Source organism: Saccharomonospora amisosensis (assembly GCF_011761185.1).
GTDB lineage: Bacteria > Actinomycetota > Actinomycetes > Mycobacteriales > Pseudonocardiaceae > Saccharomonospora_A > Saccharomonospora_A amisosensis.
This window is the reverse complement of record NZ_JAAOYM010000001.1, coordinates 592,627-609,793: the sequence shown is the minus strand read 5'-3', so window position 1 is coordinate 609,793 and position 17,167 is coordinate 592,627. Positions and strand designations below refer to the sequence as shown.

General features: G+C 68.5%; 18 protein-coding genes. 8 read left to right on the top strand and 10 right to left on the bottom strand.

Annotated features, from left to right (window positions below):
• Window positions 1-4 precede the first annotated feature (4 nt).
• Window positions 5-601 (bottom strand): YdeI/OmpD-associated family protein, encoded by a 597-nt coding sequence (locus FHU38_RS03065; protein WP_167166282.1) that lies wholly within the window; start codon window positions 599-601, stop codon window positions 5-7.
• A gap of 9 nt (window positions 602-610) precedes the next feature.
• Entirely contained in the window at window positions 611-1,015 is a 405-nt protein-coding gene (locus FHU38_RS03060) for a VOC family protein (protein ID WP_208415530.1), read from the bottom strand.
• Between the two features lie 17 nt (window positions 1,016-1,032).
• Between FHU38_RS03060 and FHU38_RS03055 the strand changes: the two genes are divergently transcribed.
• From FHU38_RS03055 to FHU38_RS03045, 3 genes are all read left to right on the top strand, one after another.
• Window positions 1,033-1,608 (top strand): MarR family winged helix-turn-helix transcriptional regulator, encoded by a 576-nt coding sequence (locus FHU38_RS03055; protein ID WP_167166280.1) that lies wholly within the window; start codon window positions 1,033-1,035, stop codon window positions 1,606-1,608.
• Window positions 1,609-2,315: 707 nt separating this feature from the next.
• Window positions 2,316-3,038 (top strand): alpha/beta hydrolase, encoded by a 723-nt coding sequence (locus FHU38_RS03050; RefSeq protein ID WP_167166277.1) that lies wholly within the window; start codon window positions 2,316-2,318, stop codon window positions 3,036-3,038.
• 648 nt (window positions 3,039-3,686) lie between these two features.
• Window positions 3,687-4,541 carry a DUF72 domain-containing protein gene (locus FHU38_RS03045; RefSeq protein ID WP_313886869.1) on the top strand — a complete coding sequence of 285 codons (855 nt, stop codon included), beginning with the start codon at window positions 3,687-3,689 and terminating at the stop codon, window positions 4,539-4,541.
• A 12-nt stretch (window positions 4,542-4,553) separates the two neighbouring features.
• Here the strand turns inward: FHU38_RS03045 and FHU38_RS03040 are convergent, their stop codons facing one another.
• From FHU38_RS03040 to FHU38_RS03015, 6 genes are all read right to left on the bottom strand, one after another.
• Complete coding sequence (locus tag FHU38_RS03040) at window positions 4,554-5,126, bottom strand: type 1 glutamine amidotransferase domain-containing protein (protein ID WP_313886650.1); 573 nt, start codon at window positions 5,124-5,126, stop codon at window positions 4,554-4,556.
• Window positions 5,127-5,384: 258 nt separating this feature from the next.
• Window positions 5,385-7,016 carry a chaperonin GroEL gene (gene groL, locus FHU38_RS03035; protein ID WP_167166275.1) on the bottom strand — a complete coding sequence of 544 codons (1,632 nt, stop codon included), beginning with the start codon at window positions 7,014-7,016 and terminating at the stop codon, window positions 5,385-5,387.
• A gap of 200 nt (window positions 7,017-7,216) precedes the next feature.
• Entirely contained in the window at window positions 7,217-8,689 is a 1,473-nt protein-coding gene (locus FHU38_RS03030) for a serine/threonine-protein kinase (RefSeq protein WP_167166273.1), read from the bottom strand.
• Window positions 8,690-8,764: 75 nt separating this feature from the next.
• Window positions 8,765-8,971 (bottom strand): cold-shock protein, encoded by a 207-nt coding sequence (locus FHU38_RS03025; protein ID WP_040926752.1) that lies wholly within the window; start codon window positions 8,969-8,971, stop codon window positions 8,765-8,767.
• 142 nt (window positions 8,972-9,113) lie between these two features.
• Complete coding sequence (locus FHU38_RS03020) at window positions 9,114-9,707, bottom strand: AIM24 family protein (protein WP_167166271.1); 594 nt, start codon at window positions 9,705-9,707, stop codon at window positions 9,114-9,116.
• 6 nt (window positions 9,708-9,713) lie between these two features.
• Window positions 9,714-10,391: a TIGR00266 family protein gene (locus FHU38_RS03015; protein WP_167166268.1), complete on the bottom strand. Its 678-nt coding sequence runs from the start codon at window positions 10,389-10,391 to the stop codon at window positions 9,714-9,716.
• A gap of 77 nt (window positions 10,392-10,468) precedes the next feature.
• Between FHU38_RS03015 and moeA the strand changes: the two genes are divergently transcribed.
• The 5 genes from moeA to FHU38_RS02990 all read left to right on the top strand — a co-directional run bounded on the left by moeA (window position 10,469) and on the right by FHU38_RS02990 (window position 16,090).
• Window positions 10,469-11,674, top strand: a complete 1,206-nt coding sequence (gene moeA / locus FHU38_RS03010; RefSeq protein ID WP_167166266.1) for a molybdopterin molybdotransferase MoeA — start codon at window positions 10,469-10,471, stop codon at window positions 11,672-11,674.
• A gap of 11 nt (window positions 11,675-11,685) precedes the next feature.
• A complete protein-coding gene (locus FHU38_RS03005) occupies window positions 11,686-11,946 on the top strand; it encodes a GlsB/YeaQ/YmgE family stress response membrane protein (RefSeq protein ID WP_167166265.1) in 261 nt (86 codons plus the stop codon).
• Window positions 11,947-12,086: 140 nt separating this feature from the next.
• A complete protein-coding gene (locus tag FHU38_RS03000) occupies window positions 12,087-12,776 on the top strand; it encodes a phosphatidylserine decarboxylase (RefSeq protein WP_167166264.1) in 690 nt (229 codons plus the stop codon).
• Window positions 12,777-12,787: 11 nt separating this feature from the next.
• Complete coding sequence (pssA, locus tag FHU38_RS02995; protein ID WP_167166263.1) at window positions 12,788-13,765, top strand: CDP-diacylglycerol--serine O-phosphatidyltransferase; 978 nt, start codon at window positions 12,788-12,790, stop codon at window positions 13,763-13,765.
• A gap of 90 nt (window positions 13,766-13,855) precedes the next feature.
• Complete coding sequence (locus FHU38_RS02990) at window positions 13,856-16,090, top strand: AAA family ATPase (protein ID WP_167166262.1); 2,235 nt, start codon at window positions 13,856-13,858, stop codon at window positions 16,088-16,090.
• A 133-nt stretch (window positions 16,091-16,223) separates the two neighbouring features.
• Here FHU38_RS02990 and FHU38_RS02985 read toward each other — a convergent pair whose 3' ends face one another.
• Window positions 16,224-16,829, bottom strand: coding sequence for a LytR C-terminal domain-containing protein (locus FHU38_RS02985; RefSeq protein ID WP_167166261.1), 606 nt, complete (start codon window positions 16,827-16,829; stop codon window positions 16,224-16,226).
• Window positions 16,826-17,140 (bottom strand): DUF3263 domain-containing protein, encoded by a 315-nt coding sequence (locus tag FHU38_RS02980; protein WP_167166258.1) that lies wholly within the window; start codon window positions 17,138-17,140, stop codon window positions 16,826-16,828. Before FHU38_RS02980 ends, FHU38_RS02985 begins: the two co-directional genes overlap by 4 nt.
• Window positions 17,141-17,167 lie beyond the last annotated feature (27 nt).

Sequence of the window (17,167 nt, the reverse complement as noted above, 5' to 3'; positions counted from 1 at the left end):
GCAGTCACCGACGGTCCTTGCGGGGCTTGCGGGGATGGATGGATTCGCCGCGAGCGAGCATGTCGACGTACTCGGCCAGCTTGCGGTCCCTGGTCGTCGGGCGCTTGACGGCGTTGAGTCGGTAGACGATGGCGTAGCGGTTGGCCGCGTCCAACTGGTCGAACGTCGCGGCTGCGGCGGGATTGGCCGCCAGCGCCTGAGCTAGGTCGGGCGGGGTCTGCATGTCGGCCTGCCCGCGGTAGGCCGCTTGCCACCGTCCTTGCGCCTTGGCCGCCTCGACGGCCGCGATTCCGGCTGGCTGCATCCGTCCGGCCTTGGTGAGGCGGGTGACGTGTTCGACGTTTCGCGCGGACCAAGGGCTGTTCGGTCGACGGGGGGTGAAGCGCTGGCGGTAGCTGTCGTCGTCACGTCGAGCGATCTGCCCGTCGATCCAGCCGAAGCACAGCGCCTCGTCAAGCGCTTGCGCATAGGTCAGGGCCGTCGTCTGACCGCCCTTCTTGTGCAGCACCAGCCAGACCCCAGGGTGGTCGGCGTGATGGCTGTCCAACCAGGCGCGCCACGCCTCGGCGTCCTGGACAAGAAGCTCCGCGAGATCGGACACGGCGCGGCGCTACGGTGTGGCCGCTGGACGCGGACTCAGGCAAAACGGTTGGCCGTCGGGATCGAGCAGCACCCGCCAGCGGCCTGCACCGGGTTGGAAGTCAGGTTGACTGGCTCCGATCGCGCACAGGCTCTCGGCCGCCTCGTCGAGATCGGCCACCTGCAGGTCGAGGTGGAAGCGTTTGCCGCCAGCCTCATCAGGCCACTGCGGCCGGAATCCTTCGACCTTGCCGAAGCCGATCTTGATGCCGTTGCCTTCGATCATCCCGTAACTGTCGTCGCTGTAGGTGACCTCCCAACCCAGTGCGGCCGCGTAGAACCGCGCCAGCCTCGCTGGGTCGGCGCTGTCGATGTTGACCATCGACAGCGTCGCCGTCGCCTTCCTGTGTTCCGCCGTAGACTGTGTGTGACTCATACATATAAACTAGAGCCATGTCGCAAACCATGTCAAGCCGCCAGCACGCAGCCAACGTCCTTGGCGCCTTGAGCCTCGTGGTCGCCGACCGGATGAACACCGCCGTCGAAGCGATTGCGATGCTCGGCCCGTCGGCACCGGCCGCCCTCGCCGCGATGCACGAATTCCTCGACGGCGGATCGGTAACGCAGCTGAGCTCCGTGCTCGGCCTGACTCACTCGGGCACCGTCCGCCTCGTCGACCGCCTCGCCGCCGAAGGTCTCGTCGAGCGCGTCGGAGCACAGGACGGGCGGGCTGTCTCCGTTGTCCTGACCCGGCGTGGCAGGCGCACGGCGGCACGGATACTTCAAACGCGCGAGAAGTCACTGGCGAGCACACTGTCCGCGTTGTCACAGGAGGAGGTCGACAATCTTGCGGCAGCGCTGGACACGATGCTGACCACAGTGACCCTCGCCAGAGCCGAGGAACGCTCCGCCCGCACCAACGACCGTCCACAGCCTTGGCTGTGTCGCCTCTGCGACTTCGCCGCGTGTGGCCGTAGCGAGGGCAACTGCCCAGTTGCCAACGTGGTTACCGCCAGCAACAGGAGTTAACACGATGCCGCACCTCGGCCTAGGGGAGGTAGTAGAACAGAGACGGGACGCGATGAAGTCCTCCATGCATGGACCCCGTCGGCTCCGGGTCTACACAGCACCGAGAAGTCGGCGACGCGTGCCGAGAATCGAACCGCCGTCCCTCTCCACACCGGTCGCGGATCGGCATCGGTCTCCTCCTGGTTGCGAGTCTGTATCGCTCAGTTGAGCTGGGCGAACGCATCGGCCGGTTGGAGCCGGGTTCCCCCGCGAGCACCGCCCGGTCGGGCTCGAATCGCTGCCCCACGACGGCCAGGCCAAGGCCGCCGAGCCCGGCGAAGGTGGTCAGATCAGGGCGGGCGAAGCCAGCCTGCGGGGTAGCGGATCGAGGTCTTCCGCAAGAGGCGTGTAGGAACCTGCATCTTCGGGAGACCTCGACGCCTACTCCGGGGCCGACGCGCCGCCAGGATCTACACCCTTATCTGGGAAGAGCCGTTCAGGTAGGCGGCACACGGACAGCGTCGGTCTCCGTGTCATCCGACCACGAATCCTCCACGGAAAGCCGTTGGTGAACCAAAGCGACCACTGCTACTTTTCCGAGGGCCGTGCGAGAGACCGAGGAGGTGGTACCCGTGAACGTATCAACATGGGTGCTCCTTTCCGGGGTCACGGTCGGGCAATAGGTCGTCCGGGAGCGCCGTTCACAAGCACTCCCGAAAGGCACGACCATGCAATTCACTTCCGAACAGCGCCTCGACGACGGTGTCCTCGAACGCGAATTCACCCTCGGCGATATCCCCGGCATCCTGTGGACGCCCGCATCCGCACCCACCCCGCTGATCCTGCTCGGCCATCCCGGCGGGCTGCACAAGCTGTACCCCCGACTGGTGGCCCGAGCCCGGCACTCCGCGGCAGAGGGCTTCGCCGCGGCCGCCATCGAACTCCCCGGCAGCGGTGACCGGCCCCGTTCCGCCGCCGCTGAGGAGGCGCGCGCCGACCTGCGCCGGGCACTAGAGGCAGGCGAGCCGATCGACGAGATCGTCGACCGGCTCGTCCTTCCGCTGGTCGAAAAGGCGGTCCCGGAATGGCGGGCCGCCATTGACGCGCTCCTTTCGCTGCCCCAGATCGGTGGGCCGGTCGGATATGCGGGAGGAGTAATCGCCATCGGCCTCCGGCTGGCGGTGGTCGAGCCGCGCATCTCGGCCGCCGGTCTGTTCGCCGGGAGTTACGTGCCCCGCAGCATGTTCGACGAGGCCCGGAAAGTCACCATTCCGCTACTGGTCTTGCTGCAGTGGGACGACGAATGGAACGACCGGCAGCTGACCCTGGACCTGTTCGACGCCTTCGGCTCCAAAGAGAAAACGCTGCACGCCAATATGGGCGGGCACATCGGGGTCCCGCAGTTCGAGGGGGACGATGTGAACAGGTTCTTCACCCGGCACCTGAAGTGAGGCCTGGCCGTCAGGTCGGCAGCAGACAATAGGAGCTGTCGGCAAAGAGCCGCTCATCGAGGACAGGCCCTCCTCGATGGCGTTGCCCGCGGATGCACAACCGCCCCGACCGCGCACCGGCGGTACCGGCCGGTCGGGGCGGCGCGCGGCCCACCGGCGCCGCCATCAACTGGCCCCACCCGTGCGGAACTCAGGCCCGCGCAGGCGGTTGTCGCCGGGTACGCCAGGTTACGTGCCAGCTGTTGATCGCGGCAGGCGTCCAGTATCGCGGCGAAGATCTGCTCTCCGGGTGCGCCAACGGCACCCCGGAGGTGGGATGCGGGCTGCCAGAACCGGCCAACTTCCGCTAACCACCACCGCTGAACCTCCCTCGGTCGAGCGCGTTCAACGCGATATTTCGCGTGAAATTCGGTGCCTGGAACCCTGGTGCGCTGACCAAGGCATGCCGTGAGTCCGCTAGGTCGAGTCACGACGGCGTCGTAACGCTCCAGTTCGGGGCCGTATCCGCTCGGAAACCACGCTGCGTTCAGTCCGCATCAGATGCGGTACCACCTGGGTAACCGGCTACCGCCGGATAACGTGGCGAGTGGTGGCGTTGTCCAGCAGTGTTTCAACGACAGTGTGTTCACCCACCGTTGGAGGTAGCCCATTCCGCTAATCGGAGCCGATATCAGGATCGGCACGTCGGGCTGGCTCTACCCGGCGTGGCGCGGCACGTTCTACCCGCCTGGCCTCGCCCACCGGCGCGAACTGGAGTACCTGTCCCGTCGCGTCAACACCGTCGAGATCAACGGTTCCTTCTACTCACTGCAGCGACCACAGCGGTACCGGCACTGGTACGACGAGACACCGCGGGATTTCCGCTTCGCTGTCAAGGGCGGGCGTTTCATCACGCACCTGAAGCAGCTACGCGATCCAGAAGTACCGCTGGCCAACTTCTTCGCCTCGGGAGTGCTGGCGCTCGGTCACAAGCTGGGGCCGGTGTTGTGGCAACTGCCCGCACGGCTGACCTTCGATGCGCAACGCGTGGAGAACTTCCTGCGACTGCTGCCCGGCAGCACCACCGCCGTTTCCCGGCTGGCGGCGCGCCACGACAGCAAACTCAGCTGCGAGCCCTACCTCGATGCTGGGCCCGACCGCCCGGTGCGGCACGCGCTCGAAGCTCGCCATCCCAGCTTCGCCGACCCGGCGTGCCTGGAGTTGCTGCGTGCCCACGGCGTCGCGCTGGTTGTCGCCGACACGGCCGGAACCTGGCCGTACCTCGAGCATGTGACGGCCGATTTCGTCTACGTGCGCCTCCATGGCGATGTGGAGCTCTACACCAGCGGCTACTCCGATCGCGCGCTCTCGGCATGGGCCCGCAAGATCACCGGCTGGCACGCGGCCGGGCTGGACACCTACGTCTACTTCGACAACGACGTCAAGGCGAAGGCGCCCGGCGACGCCATAGCACTGGCCGAAAAGCTCGGCCTCCACAAGGCGTCACCGGGCGCGTTGAGTTAGTGGTCGGCGCGTCTACACGCTGCTCGCCTGCCGGGCGTGCGCGCCCTCGGAGATCTCCTCAACCAGCTTGTCGCAAAACGCGGGCAGGTCGTCCGGCTTGCGGCTGGAGACGAGCCCGCCGTCAACGACGACCTGCTCGTCCACCCACTCGGCACCGGCGTTTCGCAGGTCGGTCTGCAGGCTCGGCCACGAGGTGAGCCTGCGCCCGCGCACGACATCGGCCTCGATGAGGGTCCACGATCCGTGGCAGATCACCGCGACGGGCTTTTGCCGCGAGAAGAACTCACCGACGAAGCGCACCACGTTCGGGTTCGTGCGCAGGATGTCCGGATTGGCCACGCCGCCGGGCAACACGAGCCCGTCGTAATCGTCCACCGATGCCTCGGTGACGACCTTGTCGACGGGGAAGGTGTCGCCCCTGTCGAGGTGGTTGAAGGCCTGGATACTGCCGGGCTGGATGGAGATCAGCTCGGGGGTTCCTCCCGCCTCCTTGACGGCCTTCCAGGGCTCCGTCAGCTCCACCTGCTCGGCGCCCTCAGGTGCCACCACGAAGGCCACCCTGCGACCGGTCAGTGTGTCAGCCACGCGTCATCACTCCTTTCAGACTCGTGGTCCGATCGGTGGATACCCAGGTCGTCGCGCAGCCGAAACGCGATGCGTGGCCGGTTGAGAATTCACCGGCGGTGCCGGTGTGCTGTCACTCACCGCGTGCAGCGACCAGGCGACACCGACCGTCCATACCGGAATTTCGGTGCGGCGGACACTTGGCGTGGCGTGGCAAAAAAAGTGACCCCCGGGCCACCGAAGTGTCGGTGAGCCCGGGGGTCGAAGGGTGAGCTGGACTCAGAAGTCCATGCCGCCCATGCCACCGGTCGGGTCCGCGCCCGCACCGGCCTTCTCCTTCTCCGGCTTGTCCGCGACCACGGCCTCGGTGGTCAGGAACAGGCCCGCGATGGAGGCGGCGTTCTGCAGTGCCGAACGCGTGACCTTGGCCGGGTCGATGACACCGGCGGCGACCAGGTCCTCGTACTCGCCGGTCGCCGCGTTCAGGCCGTGGCTCTGCGGAAGGCCCTTGACCTTCTCCACCACGACGCCGCCCTCGAGACCGCTGTTCACCGCGATCTGCTTGAGCGGGCCCTCAACGGCGATCTTGACGATGTTGGCGCCGGTCGCCTCGTCACCGGTCAGCTTCAGGCTCTCGAAGGCGGCCTTGGAAGCCTGCAGCAGCGCAACGCCACCACCGGCGACGATGCCCTCCTCCACGGCGGCCTTGGCGTTACGCACCGCGTCCTCGATGCGGTGCTTACGCTCCTTGAGTTCCACCTCCGTGGCGGCACCGGCCTTGATGACGGCGACACCACCGGCCAGCTTCGCCAGCCGCTCCTGCAGCTTCTCCCGGTCGTAGTCGGAGTCGCTGTTCTCGATCTCGGCGCGAATCTGGTTGACCCGGCCCTGGATCTGGTCCGCGTCGCCAGCGCCCTCGACGATCGTGGTCTCGTCCTTGGTCACCACGACCTTACGGGCACGACCCAGCAGCGAGATGTCGGCGTTCTCCAGCTTCAGACCGACGTCCTCGCTGATCACCTGGCCGCCGGTCAGGATCGCCATGTCCTGCAGCATCGCCTTGCGACGGTCACCGAAGCCCGGTGCCTTCACTGCGACAGACTTGAAGGTGCCGCGGATCTTGTTGACGACCAGGGTGGCCAGAGCCTCGCCCTCGACGTCCTCGGAGATGATCAGCAGCGGCTTGCCCGACTGCATGACCTTCTCCAGGACCGGCAGCATGTCCTTGACGTTCGAGATCTTCGATCCGAACAGCAGGACGTACGGGTCCTCCAGGACAGCTTCCTGGCGCTCCGCGTCGGTCACGAAGTAACCGGAGATGTAGCCCTTGTCGAAGCGCATACCCTCGGTGAGCTCCAGCTCTAGCCCGAAGGTGTTGGACTCCTCGACGGTGACGACACCTTCCTTGCCGACCTTGTCCAGCGCCTCGGCGATCAGCTCACCGATGGTGCGGTCGGCCGCGGAGATCGAGGCCGTGGCAGCGATCTGCTCCTTGGTCTCGACTTCCTGAGCCATCTTGTGCAGCTGCTCTGTGACAGCCTCGACGGCCTGCTCGATACCGCGCTTCAACGCGATCGGGTCAGCACCCGCCGCGACGTTACGCAGCCCTTCCTTGACCAGGGCCTGAGCCAACACCGTGGCGGTCGTGGTGCCGTCACCAGCCACGTCGTCGGTCTTCTTGGCAACTTCCTTGACGAGTTCCGCGCCGATCTTCTCCCACGGATCCTCGAGCTCGATTTCCTTCGCGATCGAGACACCATCATTGGTGATCGTCGGCGCGCCCCACTTCTTCTCGAGCACGACGTTACGGCCACGGGGGCCGAGCGTCACCTTGACGGCCTCGGCGAGGGTGTTCAAACCGCGCTCAAGACCGCGGCGGGCGTCCTCGTCGAACGCAATCAGTTTGGCCATTGCGGTGTGGTCCTCCGGTAGTCAGGACACGTCCTCGGCCAGGCTCGGTGCCCGCGACGGACGACCAGTTCGGCTTATCCGAACGTGGCCTCACCGTCCCGACCTTCAGGCGGCGGTCGGCGACCAGCCGCCTGGCACTCAACGGTGCCGAGTGCCAATTTCGTGTTTAGCACTCTCAGGGGGAGAGTGCAAGCTGAAGGTCACCCTCCGGAACCGGGCACGACCGGAATCGACGTGGGAGGTGGATTGTCACCACTGGGCTCCGGCGCCGTGGGTTCGCCGGTGTCCGGACCCACCGGGATGTCAGGTGCCGAGGTGCTGCTCGTCCGGGTCGCCGGCTGGTCAGGGCCCTTCTCGTCGCCCCCCAGCAGGAGCACCAGCGCCGTGACCCCGCCGCCCACCACGACCACGGCGGCGAGCAGCCATGCGATCCATGCCTTTCCCCGCTTGCCACTTCCCCCCGGGCCACCGGGAGGTCCGTAGCCCGGCGGCCCACCGAAGCCCGGCGGCGGTCCCTGCGGATGCATCCCACCCATACCCGGCGGCCGCATACCGGGCGCCGTGCCGTACTGCTGGTGCGGTCCTGGCTGCCCGAATCCCGCGGGAGGCGGGACTGGGTGTTGCGGTTGCTGCCCGAAGCCGGGCTGCTGGACGTGTTGCGGCGCCGGTTGCCCCGGCTGCACCGTTGGCCCTTGCTGCGCGGGCTGTCCCTGTTGCGGCCCTTGTTGCGGCCCCGGCTGCTGCCCGTAGCTGTGCACGGGTTTCCCCTCTCCGTGTTGCCCGACGGCGACCGGCCGCCTGCCCGGCATGGTGGTCGACAGCGCAGGGCGCGGTTGCAGTGCCTCACGTGCTGCCGAGATCAAAGCGACACAGCTTTCGTAGCGGTCGGCCGCGTTCTTCGCCAGGCCTTTGCGGACGACGTCGTCGACGGCGGGCGACAGTTCGGGCACCGCCTGCGAGACCGAAGGCGGCTCGCCACCGAGGTGCCCCTTGATCACCGCCTGCACGTCACCGCGAAACGGCGGGCCCCCGGTGAGGCAGGCGTAGAGCATGCACGCCAGCGCGTACTGGTCGGTGCGACCGTCCAGCGGCTCCCCTCGCAGGTGCTCCGGCGCCGCGTAGGTCGGCGAGCCGAGGAAATCGCCACCACGGGTGCGGTGGCCCGTCGTGCCACGCCTGGTGAGGCCGAAGTCGGCGATGTAGACGTGCTCCCGTGCCGACTCCCTGCTCGTCACGAGCACGTTCGCGGGCTTGACGTCCAGATGCACCAGCCCGCGGTTGTGCAGCGTGTCGAGGGCATCGGCGACCTGTTCGAGCAGACCGATGGCCCGCTGCGGCTTCATCGGCTCGCCACCGATGAGGCTGGCCAGGTCGGACCCGTCGACGAGCCGCATGGCGATGTAGAGCATGCCGTCGAGCTCACCGAAGTCGTACAACGGCACGATGTTGGCGTGATCGATGGCCGAGGTGTTGCGCGCCTCGTCGACAAAACGCTCACGGAACTCGGCATCCGCGCCGAGATGCTCACCGATGACCTTCAGCGCCACCTTGCGGCCGAGCCGCACGTCGGTGGCCCGGTACATCACGCTCATGCCGCCGCGGCCCAGCACACCGTCGATGCGGTAGTTGCCCAGCCTGCGACCGGTGAGGTCCCCCGACACATCGCCTGTCACGGAGCGCAGCCTAGCGCCCACGCCGATCGCACGACGAGCAGTCGCCCTGTTCGGTGTGGGCGCTCCCGCCCCGGACTATGAGACCTTGCGAACGTCAGCGGCCTGGCTGCGACCGTCGCGTCCCGCCGTTATCTCGAATTCCACCCGGTCACCCTCGTCGAGGGTCCGGAAACCGTCCGCCTGAATGGCGGAGTAATGTACGAAGACGTCCGGGCCGTCAGGTGACTCGATGAACCCGTAGCCCTTTTCCGCGTTGAACCACTTGACCGTGCCGACAGCCACGGCGTCCTCCTTGCTACATACCACAAACACGAGCAGTCCCGCCTGCCGCGTCCCAAGCGTCGATCACGCTACCCGAATCAGGGCCGTGGGCAATGGTCAATTTGTGGTAAACGGCGGCCGCATTCGCCGTTCAGGTCGCGGTTCAGTCACGGCCACGAGCCTGCACGAGCAACGTGGCAGGTCCGGCGAAGTCGAGCACGAGCCCTTCTCCGGTACGCACGGACTGCGGACCGGACGGGTCGACAGCCCGCAGCCGGACCTGCACCGTGTCCGGATAGGCGAGCAGGAATCGAGGCACCACGGTGATCACCTCACCCGCCCGCAACGTGAACGAGTCCACCGGTCCCCTGCTGGCGAGCAGCAGGAGACCGGTGCCGCTGAAGTGCTCGAGGAAACCGGCGTCGCCGCCGAACAGGGCTTGCAGCGCGGGCCACGGATGATCCCTGCGCACGGTTGCTGGCCGCGCGAGCACGCTGTCGCGCACTACCGACCAGCCGATCTTGCCGTCGAACTCGAGCGGATGAACATCGCCTGGCACGGCCGGTGCAAGATCGAGCCAGCCACCCTCGGCGGGTGCCGTGAACACCGAAGCCTGCCTGCCCCGCCCCGATCTAGTCGGTGTCACGCCGAAGCTGCTCGCCAGAAGCGTGGCGGGGTCGGCCTCCACCGCCTCCCCCGCCGCGAGCGAGATCCTGGCTACGCCGAAGCTGGGCGTGTGCCGAGTGTGTACCCGCATCGCCGCCTACCTGGACGGCACTTGCGCCACCACCCATGCCGACAGCGCCGACGGATTGCGGGTCTGCGTCAGAACCTGACCGGGGCCCGCGAAGTCGAACACGAAGCCCTCACCACTCTTCAACGACTGGATGGCCCCGGAGGAAACCTTCCGCAACTGCGACTGCACCGTGTCGGCATAGGCCACGACGTGTCCGGAGTCGATCGTGATCATCTCGCCCTGTTGCAGCGTCACCAGGTCGAGCGCGCCGTAACACGCCACGACGAGTTGTCCCTGCCCGGTGGCGTGCGTCAGGAAGCCGCCCTCACCGCCGAACAGTTGACCGAACCCGCCCCACCTGGTCTCGGTCTGCACCCCGTAGGCGGAGGCAAGCCACGACCCCCGCGTGACACACCAGCCGGTTCGACCGTCCAGGTTGATCGTCTGAAGGTCACCGGGCAGGTGGGCCGCGATGTCGACCCAACCACCGTTCTGCGGCGCGGTGAACGTGGAAACGAACAGCGACTCCCCGCCGAGCAGCGCCCTGCCGAGCCCCTTCAGCACACCGCCCTGCGCCTGCGACTGCACATGAACCCCGTAGCTGGTCGCCACCATCGCCCCCGCCTCGACCTGTACCGGCTCCCCCGGCGCGAGCAGCAACCTGGCGACCGCGAACGATGGCTGGTGCCGCACCTGAACCTGCATGGACCCTCCCCTGACACGCGCCTGTGTTGTGCGGGGAGAGTCTTGCACGAGCCCGAACGCGAGAGAGGATGGTCGTCGTGATCTCCGTCGAAGAGCACCGAGCAAGCATCATCGAACTGCTCGGTACCCGCCCCGCAGTGGAACTGCCCCTGGCCGACTGTGCGGGACTTGTGCTGGCCGAGGACGTGCGTGCCGGCGTCTCGCTGCCCCCGTTCGACAACTCGGCCATGGACGGCTACGCCGTTCGAGCCGTCGATGTCGCGGGCGCGAGCGAGGAGACGCCCGTCGAGCTGCCCGTGGCCGAGGACATCCCCGCCGGGCGCACGGACGTACCCACGCTGCCGCCCGGCACCGCACACCGGATCATGACGGGCGCACCGGTACCACCCGGCGCCGACAGTGTCGTGGTGGTGGAACGCACGGACCGTGGCGTCGAGCGGGTCCGCGTGTTCGGCACGGCCGAACCTGGCGCCCACATCCGCCGTACCGGCGAGGATGTGGCGAGCGGCTCCGTCGCGCTGGCCAGGGGAACCGTGCTCGGACCCGCGCAGCTGGGCCTGGCCTCGTCCGTCGGACTCGACCGCCTGCCCGTCCACGCCCCGCCAAGGGTGCTCGTGGTCTCGACGGGCACCGAACTGGTGCTGCCGCCTAACCCGCTTCGGCACGGCCAGATCTACGAGTCCAACAGCGTCATGCTGGTCGCCGCGCTCCGCGCGCTGGGCTGCCAGGTGGAGTCGGTGCGCAGCGTCGCCGACGACGTCGAACAGTTCCGCGCCAGTGTCGAACCCAAGCTCGCGCAGGTTGACCTACTCGTCACCTCCGGCGGGGTCAGCGCGGGCGCATACGAGGTCGTCAAGGACAGCTTGGCGGATGTGGGCGTCAGCTTCGCGAAGGTCGCGATGCAGCCCGGTGGCCCGCAGGGCTGCGGACGCTGGAACGGCGTTCCGGTGGTGACGCTGCCAGGCAACCCGGTAAGCGTGCTCGTGTCGTTCGAGGCGTTCCTGCGGCCCGCGCTGCTGACCTCCCTCGGACACACCGACGTCGACCGGCAGCGAGTGCGGGCACGGCTCACCGAGACGCTTCGCTCGCCGAAGGGCAAGCGTCAGTTCCGCCGCGGCTACTACACCCACGAGCAAGGCGAGGTGACCGGAGTCGTCGGCCCACGTGGCGGGCCGGGTTCCCACCTGCTCGCCGCGTTCACACAGGCCAACTGCCTCATCGTGATCGACGCGGACGTCACCGAGGTCGAACAGAACTCCGAGGTCGACGTGTTGCTGTTCTAGGCTCGCCCGTTATGGGCTTCTTCTCGTGGATCGTCTTCGGCGCGCTGGCGGGCTGGGCCGCCAACCTCATCGTGGGTGGAAGGCAGCGCCGCCCACAGGGCTGCCTGCTGAGCGTGCTCGTCGGCGTCGTGGGCGCCGCGCTCGGCGGCCTGCTGTACCGCGCGACCACCGGCGAGGAGAAGGCGTTCGGCTTCGATTTCGCCAGCTTCGGTGTCGCCGTGCTCGGTGCGGTGCTGCTGCTCGCCGTACTGCGCCTGGCGACACGGCGCTAGCGACTCATCGTAACGTTTTCCGCACAGGGGGTTATCAGCGCTGTAAGCCGCGGTTAGGATCGACCGTCCGTGGCCGGGTGGCGTACGACGTCGGGGGGCGGACGCCACCCGGCCCGTCCAAATGGGGGACAATCAGCCAGATGAGCTCCAACTCGCTCGGCCATGCCGTGCGGCTCGCCCGTGAAACCCTCCCGCCGATGCATCCAGCAGGGCGGCCGTTCGTGCTCGGGGCGGCCGCCGCGACCCTCGTGCTTCGCCGCTACTCCCGCCCGCTGGGTGTACTCGCCGGCCTCGGCACCCTCGCCACCGCCGCGTTCTTCCGTGAACCGAAGCGAGTGCCGCCGCAGCGCGACGGGCTGGCGATCGCCGCCGCCGACGGTGTCGTCTCGTTGATCGAGGAGGCGAGCCCGCCGCCTGAACTCGGCCTACCCGAACTACCGCGCACGCGGGTGAGCGTGTTCCTTTCGGTGTTCGACGTGCATGTCCAGCGCGCTCCCGCTTCCGGCAAGGTCGAGCGCGTCGCCTACCGGCCGGGCAAGTTCGTCTCCGCCGACCTCGACAAGGCGAGTGAGGACAACGAGCGCAACTCGCTGCTGCTGCGTACCGACGAAGGACACGAACTCGTCGTCGTGCAGATCGCGGGTCTTGTGGCACGGCGTATCCTCTGCCAGGTCGGTGAGGGCGACCGGGTCGAGGCCGGATCGACCTACGGCCTCATCCGATTCGGCTCACGGGTGGACACCTACCTACCACCCGGAAGCCGGGTGCTGGTCAGCAAGGGCCAGCGCACCATCGGTGGCGAGACCCCACTCGCCGAGCTAGGAGTCTGAAGGACTGATCCATGGCCCGGACCACCCCCGGCGTCCGGTTGCTGCCGAACGCGATCACCGTGCTCGCCCTGTGTGCGGGCCTTTCCGCCGTCCAGTTCGCGCTTGTCGGCCAGCATGTGCTGGCGATCGGCGCCATCGGGGTCGCGGCGGTGCTCGACAGCCTGGACGGCAGAATCGCGCGACTGCTCGACGCCACCTCCAAGATGGGCGCCGAGTTGGACTCGCTCTCCGACGCCATCTCGTTCGGCGTCGCGCCCGCTCTCGTGCTCTACATCTGGCTCGCCGAGGCAGGCAGGCTGGGCTGGGTCGCCGCGCTGATCTTCGCGGTGTGCATAGTGTTGCGACTAGCCCGGTTCAACACCCTGCTCGACGACACCGAGCAGCCGCCGTACGCGGGCGAGTTCTTCGTCGGCGTACCCGCTCCGGCAGGCGGACTGCTGGTGTTGCTGCCGGTGATCGTCACGCTCCAGTTCGGTGAGGGCTGGTGGTCCTCGCAGGCGGCGGTGTGGCTGTGGACCGTCGCCGTGGCGGGCCTGCTGATCAGCCGCATCCCCACGCTGTCGCTGAAGAAGCTACGAGCGCCCGCCAAGGCGGTCGCCCCGCTACTGGTCGGCGTGGGCCTGGTGGCCGCGGCGATCATCCAGTACCCGCTGATCGCACTCATCGCCGCGCTGCTGCTGTACCTGGTGCACATCCCGTACTCGGTACACCGGTACCGCTGGCTGGCCAAGCACCCCGAGGCGTGGGACGTACCGCCGAGGGAACGCAGAGCCATCAGGCGCGCCCGAAGCCAGCGCAGGCTCGGCCTTCGCAGGCCGCAGTTCCGCAGGGTCGCGGGCGCGGCAAGGCGGGCGGTACTGCGGCCGCGCGCTGCCCAGCACGTGCCACGGGTGTACCCGCCCGAGGTGACCGCGCCGCCGTCCCGCGTGAGCACCCGCGGTCCAAGGCGCAGGAACTGGCGGCGGATCGGCCTGCGCCGAAGCGACTGACCGCGCGGCTAGGGGGCGGGCAGACCGGTCACGAACCACGTTCCGGCTCCGAGAGCGACCCACCTCAGCGCCGGGTCATAGGGTGGAGGCGTGACCGCGCAGCTCACGCTCACCGTCCGCCACACCCCCTCCGCACTCGACTCCAGACGCGGGGTCGTCCGGCTGCATCGCGAGGTACTCGACGCACTGGGCTTGCGTGCCTGGGACGCGGTGCGGCTGACCGGGGCCAGGATCAGCGCCGCGCTGGCCGCCCCTTCGCACGACGGCGGTTCTCCGGGCGTGGCGCTGCTGGACGATGTCACCATGGCGAACCTCGGTGTCAGGGAGGGCGCCGAGGTGGTCGTCGCCCCGTGCGAAGTGGCGGCGGCCCGTTCGGTCACCGTATCCGGTTCACGGCTGGCCAGGCTGTCGTTGAGCGGCCACACGCTGCGGTTGGCGCTCATCGGCAAGGTACTCACCGTCGGCGACGCGGTTTCGCTGCTGCCGCAGGACCTCGCCCCGCCGCCGGGCGCTGACACCTCCGCCGTGCGCGGTCAGCTTTCCCGCGCCATCGGCGCCACGTGGACCAGCGAACTGCTCACCGTCACCGGCACCGACCCGGCGGGTCCCGTGGCCGTCGGACAGTCCACAGTGGTCAACTGGCGGGACGAGGTGACGCGGGACGGCGGGGCCGACAAGACCGCACAGCCGTCCGCAGCGCGGGCCGAACCGACACCCACGGCCATGAACACGCAGGAGGACCCTGCCGAGCAGCCACCGCCGCTTGCCGACCTCGCCGGGGCGCAGGAAGCGGCACGGCGCCTTCGCGAGTGGCTCGACCTGGCCTTCCACCGTCCCGACCTGCTGGCCAGGCTGGGCACCTCACAGCGGCTCGGCGTGCTGCTCTCCGGACCGGAAGGGGTAGGAAAGGCCACGCTCGTCCGCGCGGTCGCACGTGCCGAAGACATCCCCGTCGTGACGCTGGCGGCACCGACGCTGGCCGTGCTGGAGCCCGAAGCCGCGACCAACCGGCTCACCGAGGCCGTGCGGCGAGCCGAGGCGGGCGAGACCGCCGCCGTGTTGCTGATCACCGACATCGACGCGGCACTGCCCGCGAGTCAGCCGCCGCCGGTAGCCACGGTGCTGCTGGAGAAGTTGCGAGCGGCACTGGGACGGCCCGGCCTCGCGGTTGTGGCCACGAGCGCACATCCTGAGTCGGTCGACCCCCGGCTGCGGTCGGTGGACCTGCTCGACCGCGAACTCACGCTCGCGTTGCCCGACACCGGGACGCGCACCGAACTGCTGCGAATCCTGCTGCGCGACACCCCCGTCGAGCCGGGTGTCGACCTGGGCGCGGTCGCCGAGAAGACACCCGGGTTCGTGGCCGCCGACCTCGTCGCCCTGCGGCGCGACGCCGCCCTGCGAGCCGCGTTGCGGCACCGCGGCGGTGAAACCGACCCTCGCATCCGCCAGCAGGACCTGCTCGACGCGCTCGAGTCGGTCCGGCCCATCTCGATGTCCTCATCGGACACCCTGGCCACCGGCGGGTTGACCCTTGACGATGTGGGCGACATGGCAGCGGTCAAGCAGTCGCTGACCGAGACCGTGCTGTGGCCGCTTCGCTATCCCGACTCGTTCGCGCGACTCGGTGTCGCCCCGCCGCGAGGCGTGCTGATCTACGGCCCGCCAGGCAACGGGAAGACGTTCCTGGTGCGTGCCCTCGCCGGCACCGGTGCGTTGAACGTGTTCGCGGTCAAGGGCGCGGAGTTGATGGACAAGTGGGTCGGCGAGTCGGAGCGGGCCGTGCGCGAACTGTTCCGCAGAGCGGCCGAAGCCGCGCCGTCGCTGATCTTTCTGGACGAAGTGGACGCCCTAGCGCCTCGCAGGGGGCAGTCCGCGGACTCCGGTGTCGCCGATCGGGTGGTGGCGGCGTTGCTGACCGAATTGGACGGGGTGGAACCGGTGCGCGACGTCGTCGTGCTCGGAGCGACAAATCGCCCGGAACTGGTCGACCCGGCGCTGCTGCGGCCGGGCAGGTTGGAGCGACTGGTGTATGTGCCGCCGCCGGACGCCGACGCGCGCGCGGCCATCCTGCGGGCGAGCGCGAGGAACACCCCGCTGGCGCTGGATGTGGATCTCGACCAGCTCGCCCGTACCCTGGACGGCTACTCCGCGGCCGACTGCGCCGCGCTGATCCGGGAAGCCGCGCTGACCGCCATGCGGGAGTCACTGGAGGCGGCAGAGGTCACGGCCGCGCACCTGGCGAAGGCGAGGGACGCGGTGCGCCCTTCGCTGGACCCGGAGCAACTGGCCACGCTGGAGGCGTACGCCAATACCCGTCGCTGACGCCCCGCGAGTCCCCCGCTCTCGCCCGCGAGTTCCGCGTTCCCGCCCGCGAGTTCCGCATTCCCGGCGCACCTGGAAACGAACCGCCCGGAGCTTGGCATCCTGAACGGCAGATCGACAGCGAGGATCAGGCCTACTTCACGTTGGCCGTGCCGTCGTAGTCCCTGGTCACGATCACGATCAGCCCTGGCGAGGAGTCCGCGATCCCATGAAACCGCGGCTCCGCCCTGATACCGAACTGGCTGGCCAGCACGGTCGCGGCGGCCTTCTCGTCGGTACCTTCGCGGTAGTACACGGTGGTGGTCGGGATGATGCCGCCCGAGTAGTTTCCGGTCTCGACGACCTTCCAGCCCGCCGACCGCAGGTCGTCGCCCGCGCGGGAGGCCAGACCGTGGACAGTGCTGTTGTTGTAGACGCGAACGGGGACGTCACGGGTGGAGGCCTGATCGTCGCCACCCTTGTCACCACCATCTGGGGGCGAGCTGGATGTCGCGGGTGCGGACGGCTTGCCGGTCGACTCGCCTTCCGAGGTAGGGGCAGCTGACTGACTCCGCGAGTCCGGCGACGGACCGCCGGGCGTCGGCTGCGCCTGCGAGGTGGCTTCCCCCGCGGTTTCGCCCGGGTCGTCGTCGCCGACCACGAGTGTCACTCCACCGATGACGGCGGCGACCACCGCGACCGCGAGCAGGCCAAGGCCGGCGGCCCGTACCGGCCGGGACAGCCCGTCGAAGATGCTCATGGCAGTTCAATCCCCAACCGCCGTGCCGCGCGGTTGCGCTGCCTGGCGGCACGCAGCTTCCTGAGCCGCTTCACCAGCATCGGGTCCGCACGCATGGCTTCCTGCTTGTCGATGAGCCGATTCAAGATCTGGTAGTAGCGGGTGGACGACATGCCGAATGCCTGCCGGATGGCCTGCTCCTTGGCACCCGCGTACCGCCACCATTGGCGCTCGAAGGCGAGCACGTCCTGTTCCCGTTGCGAGAGCCCGTCAGCGGGTTGGGCGGGCGGGGGCGGCTGGCCTGCCGAGGCCATCGACTCCGCGGCGTCCATCTGACTCCTCGCGATTCCGGGGCGAAT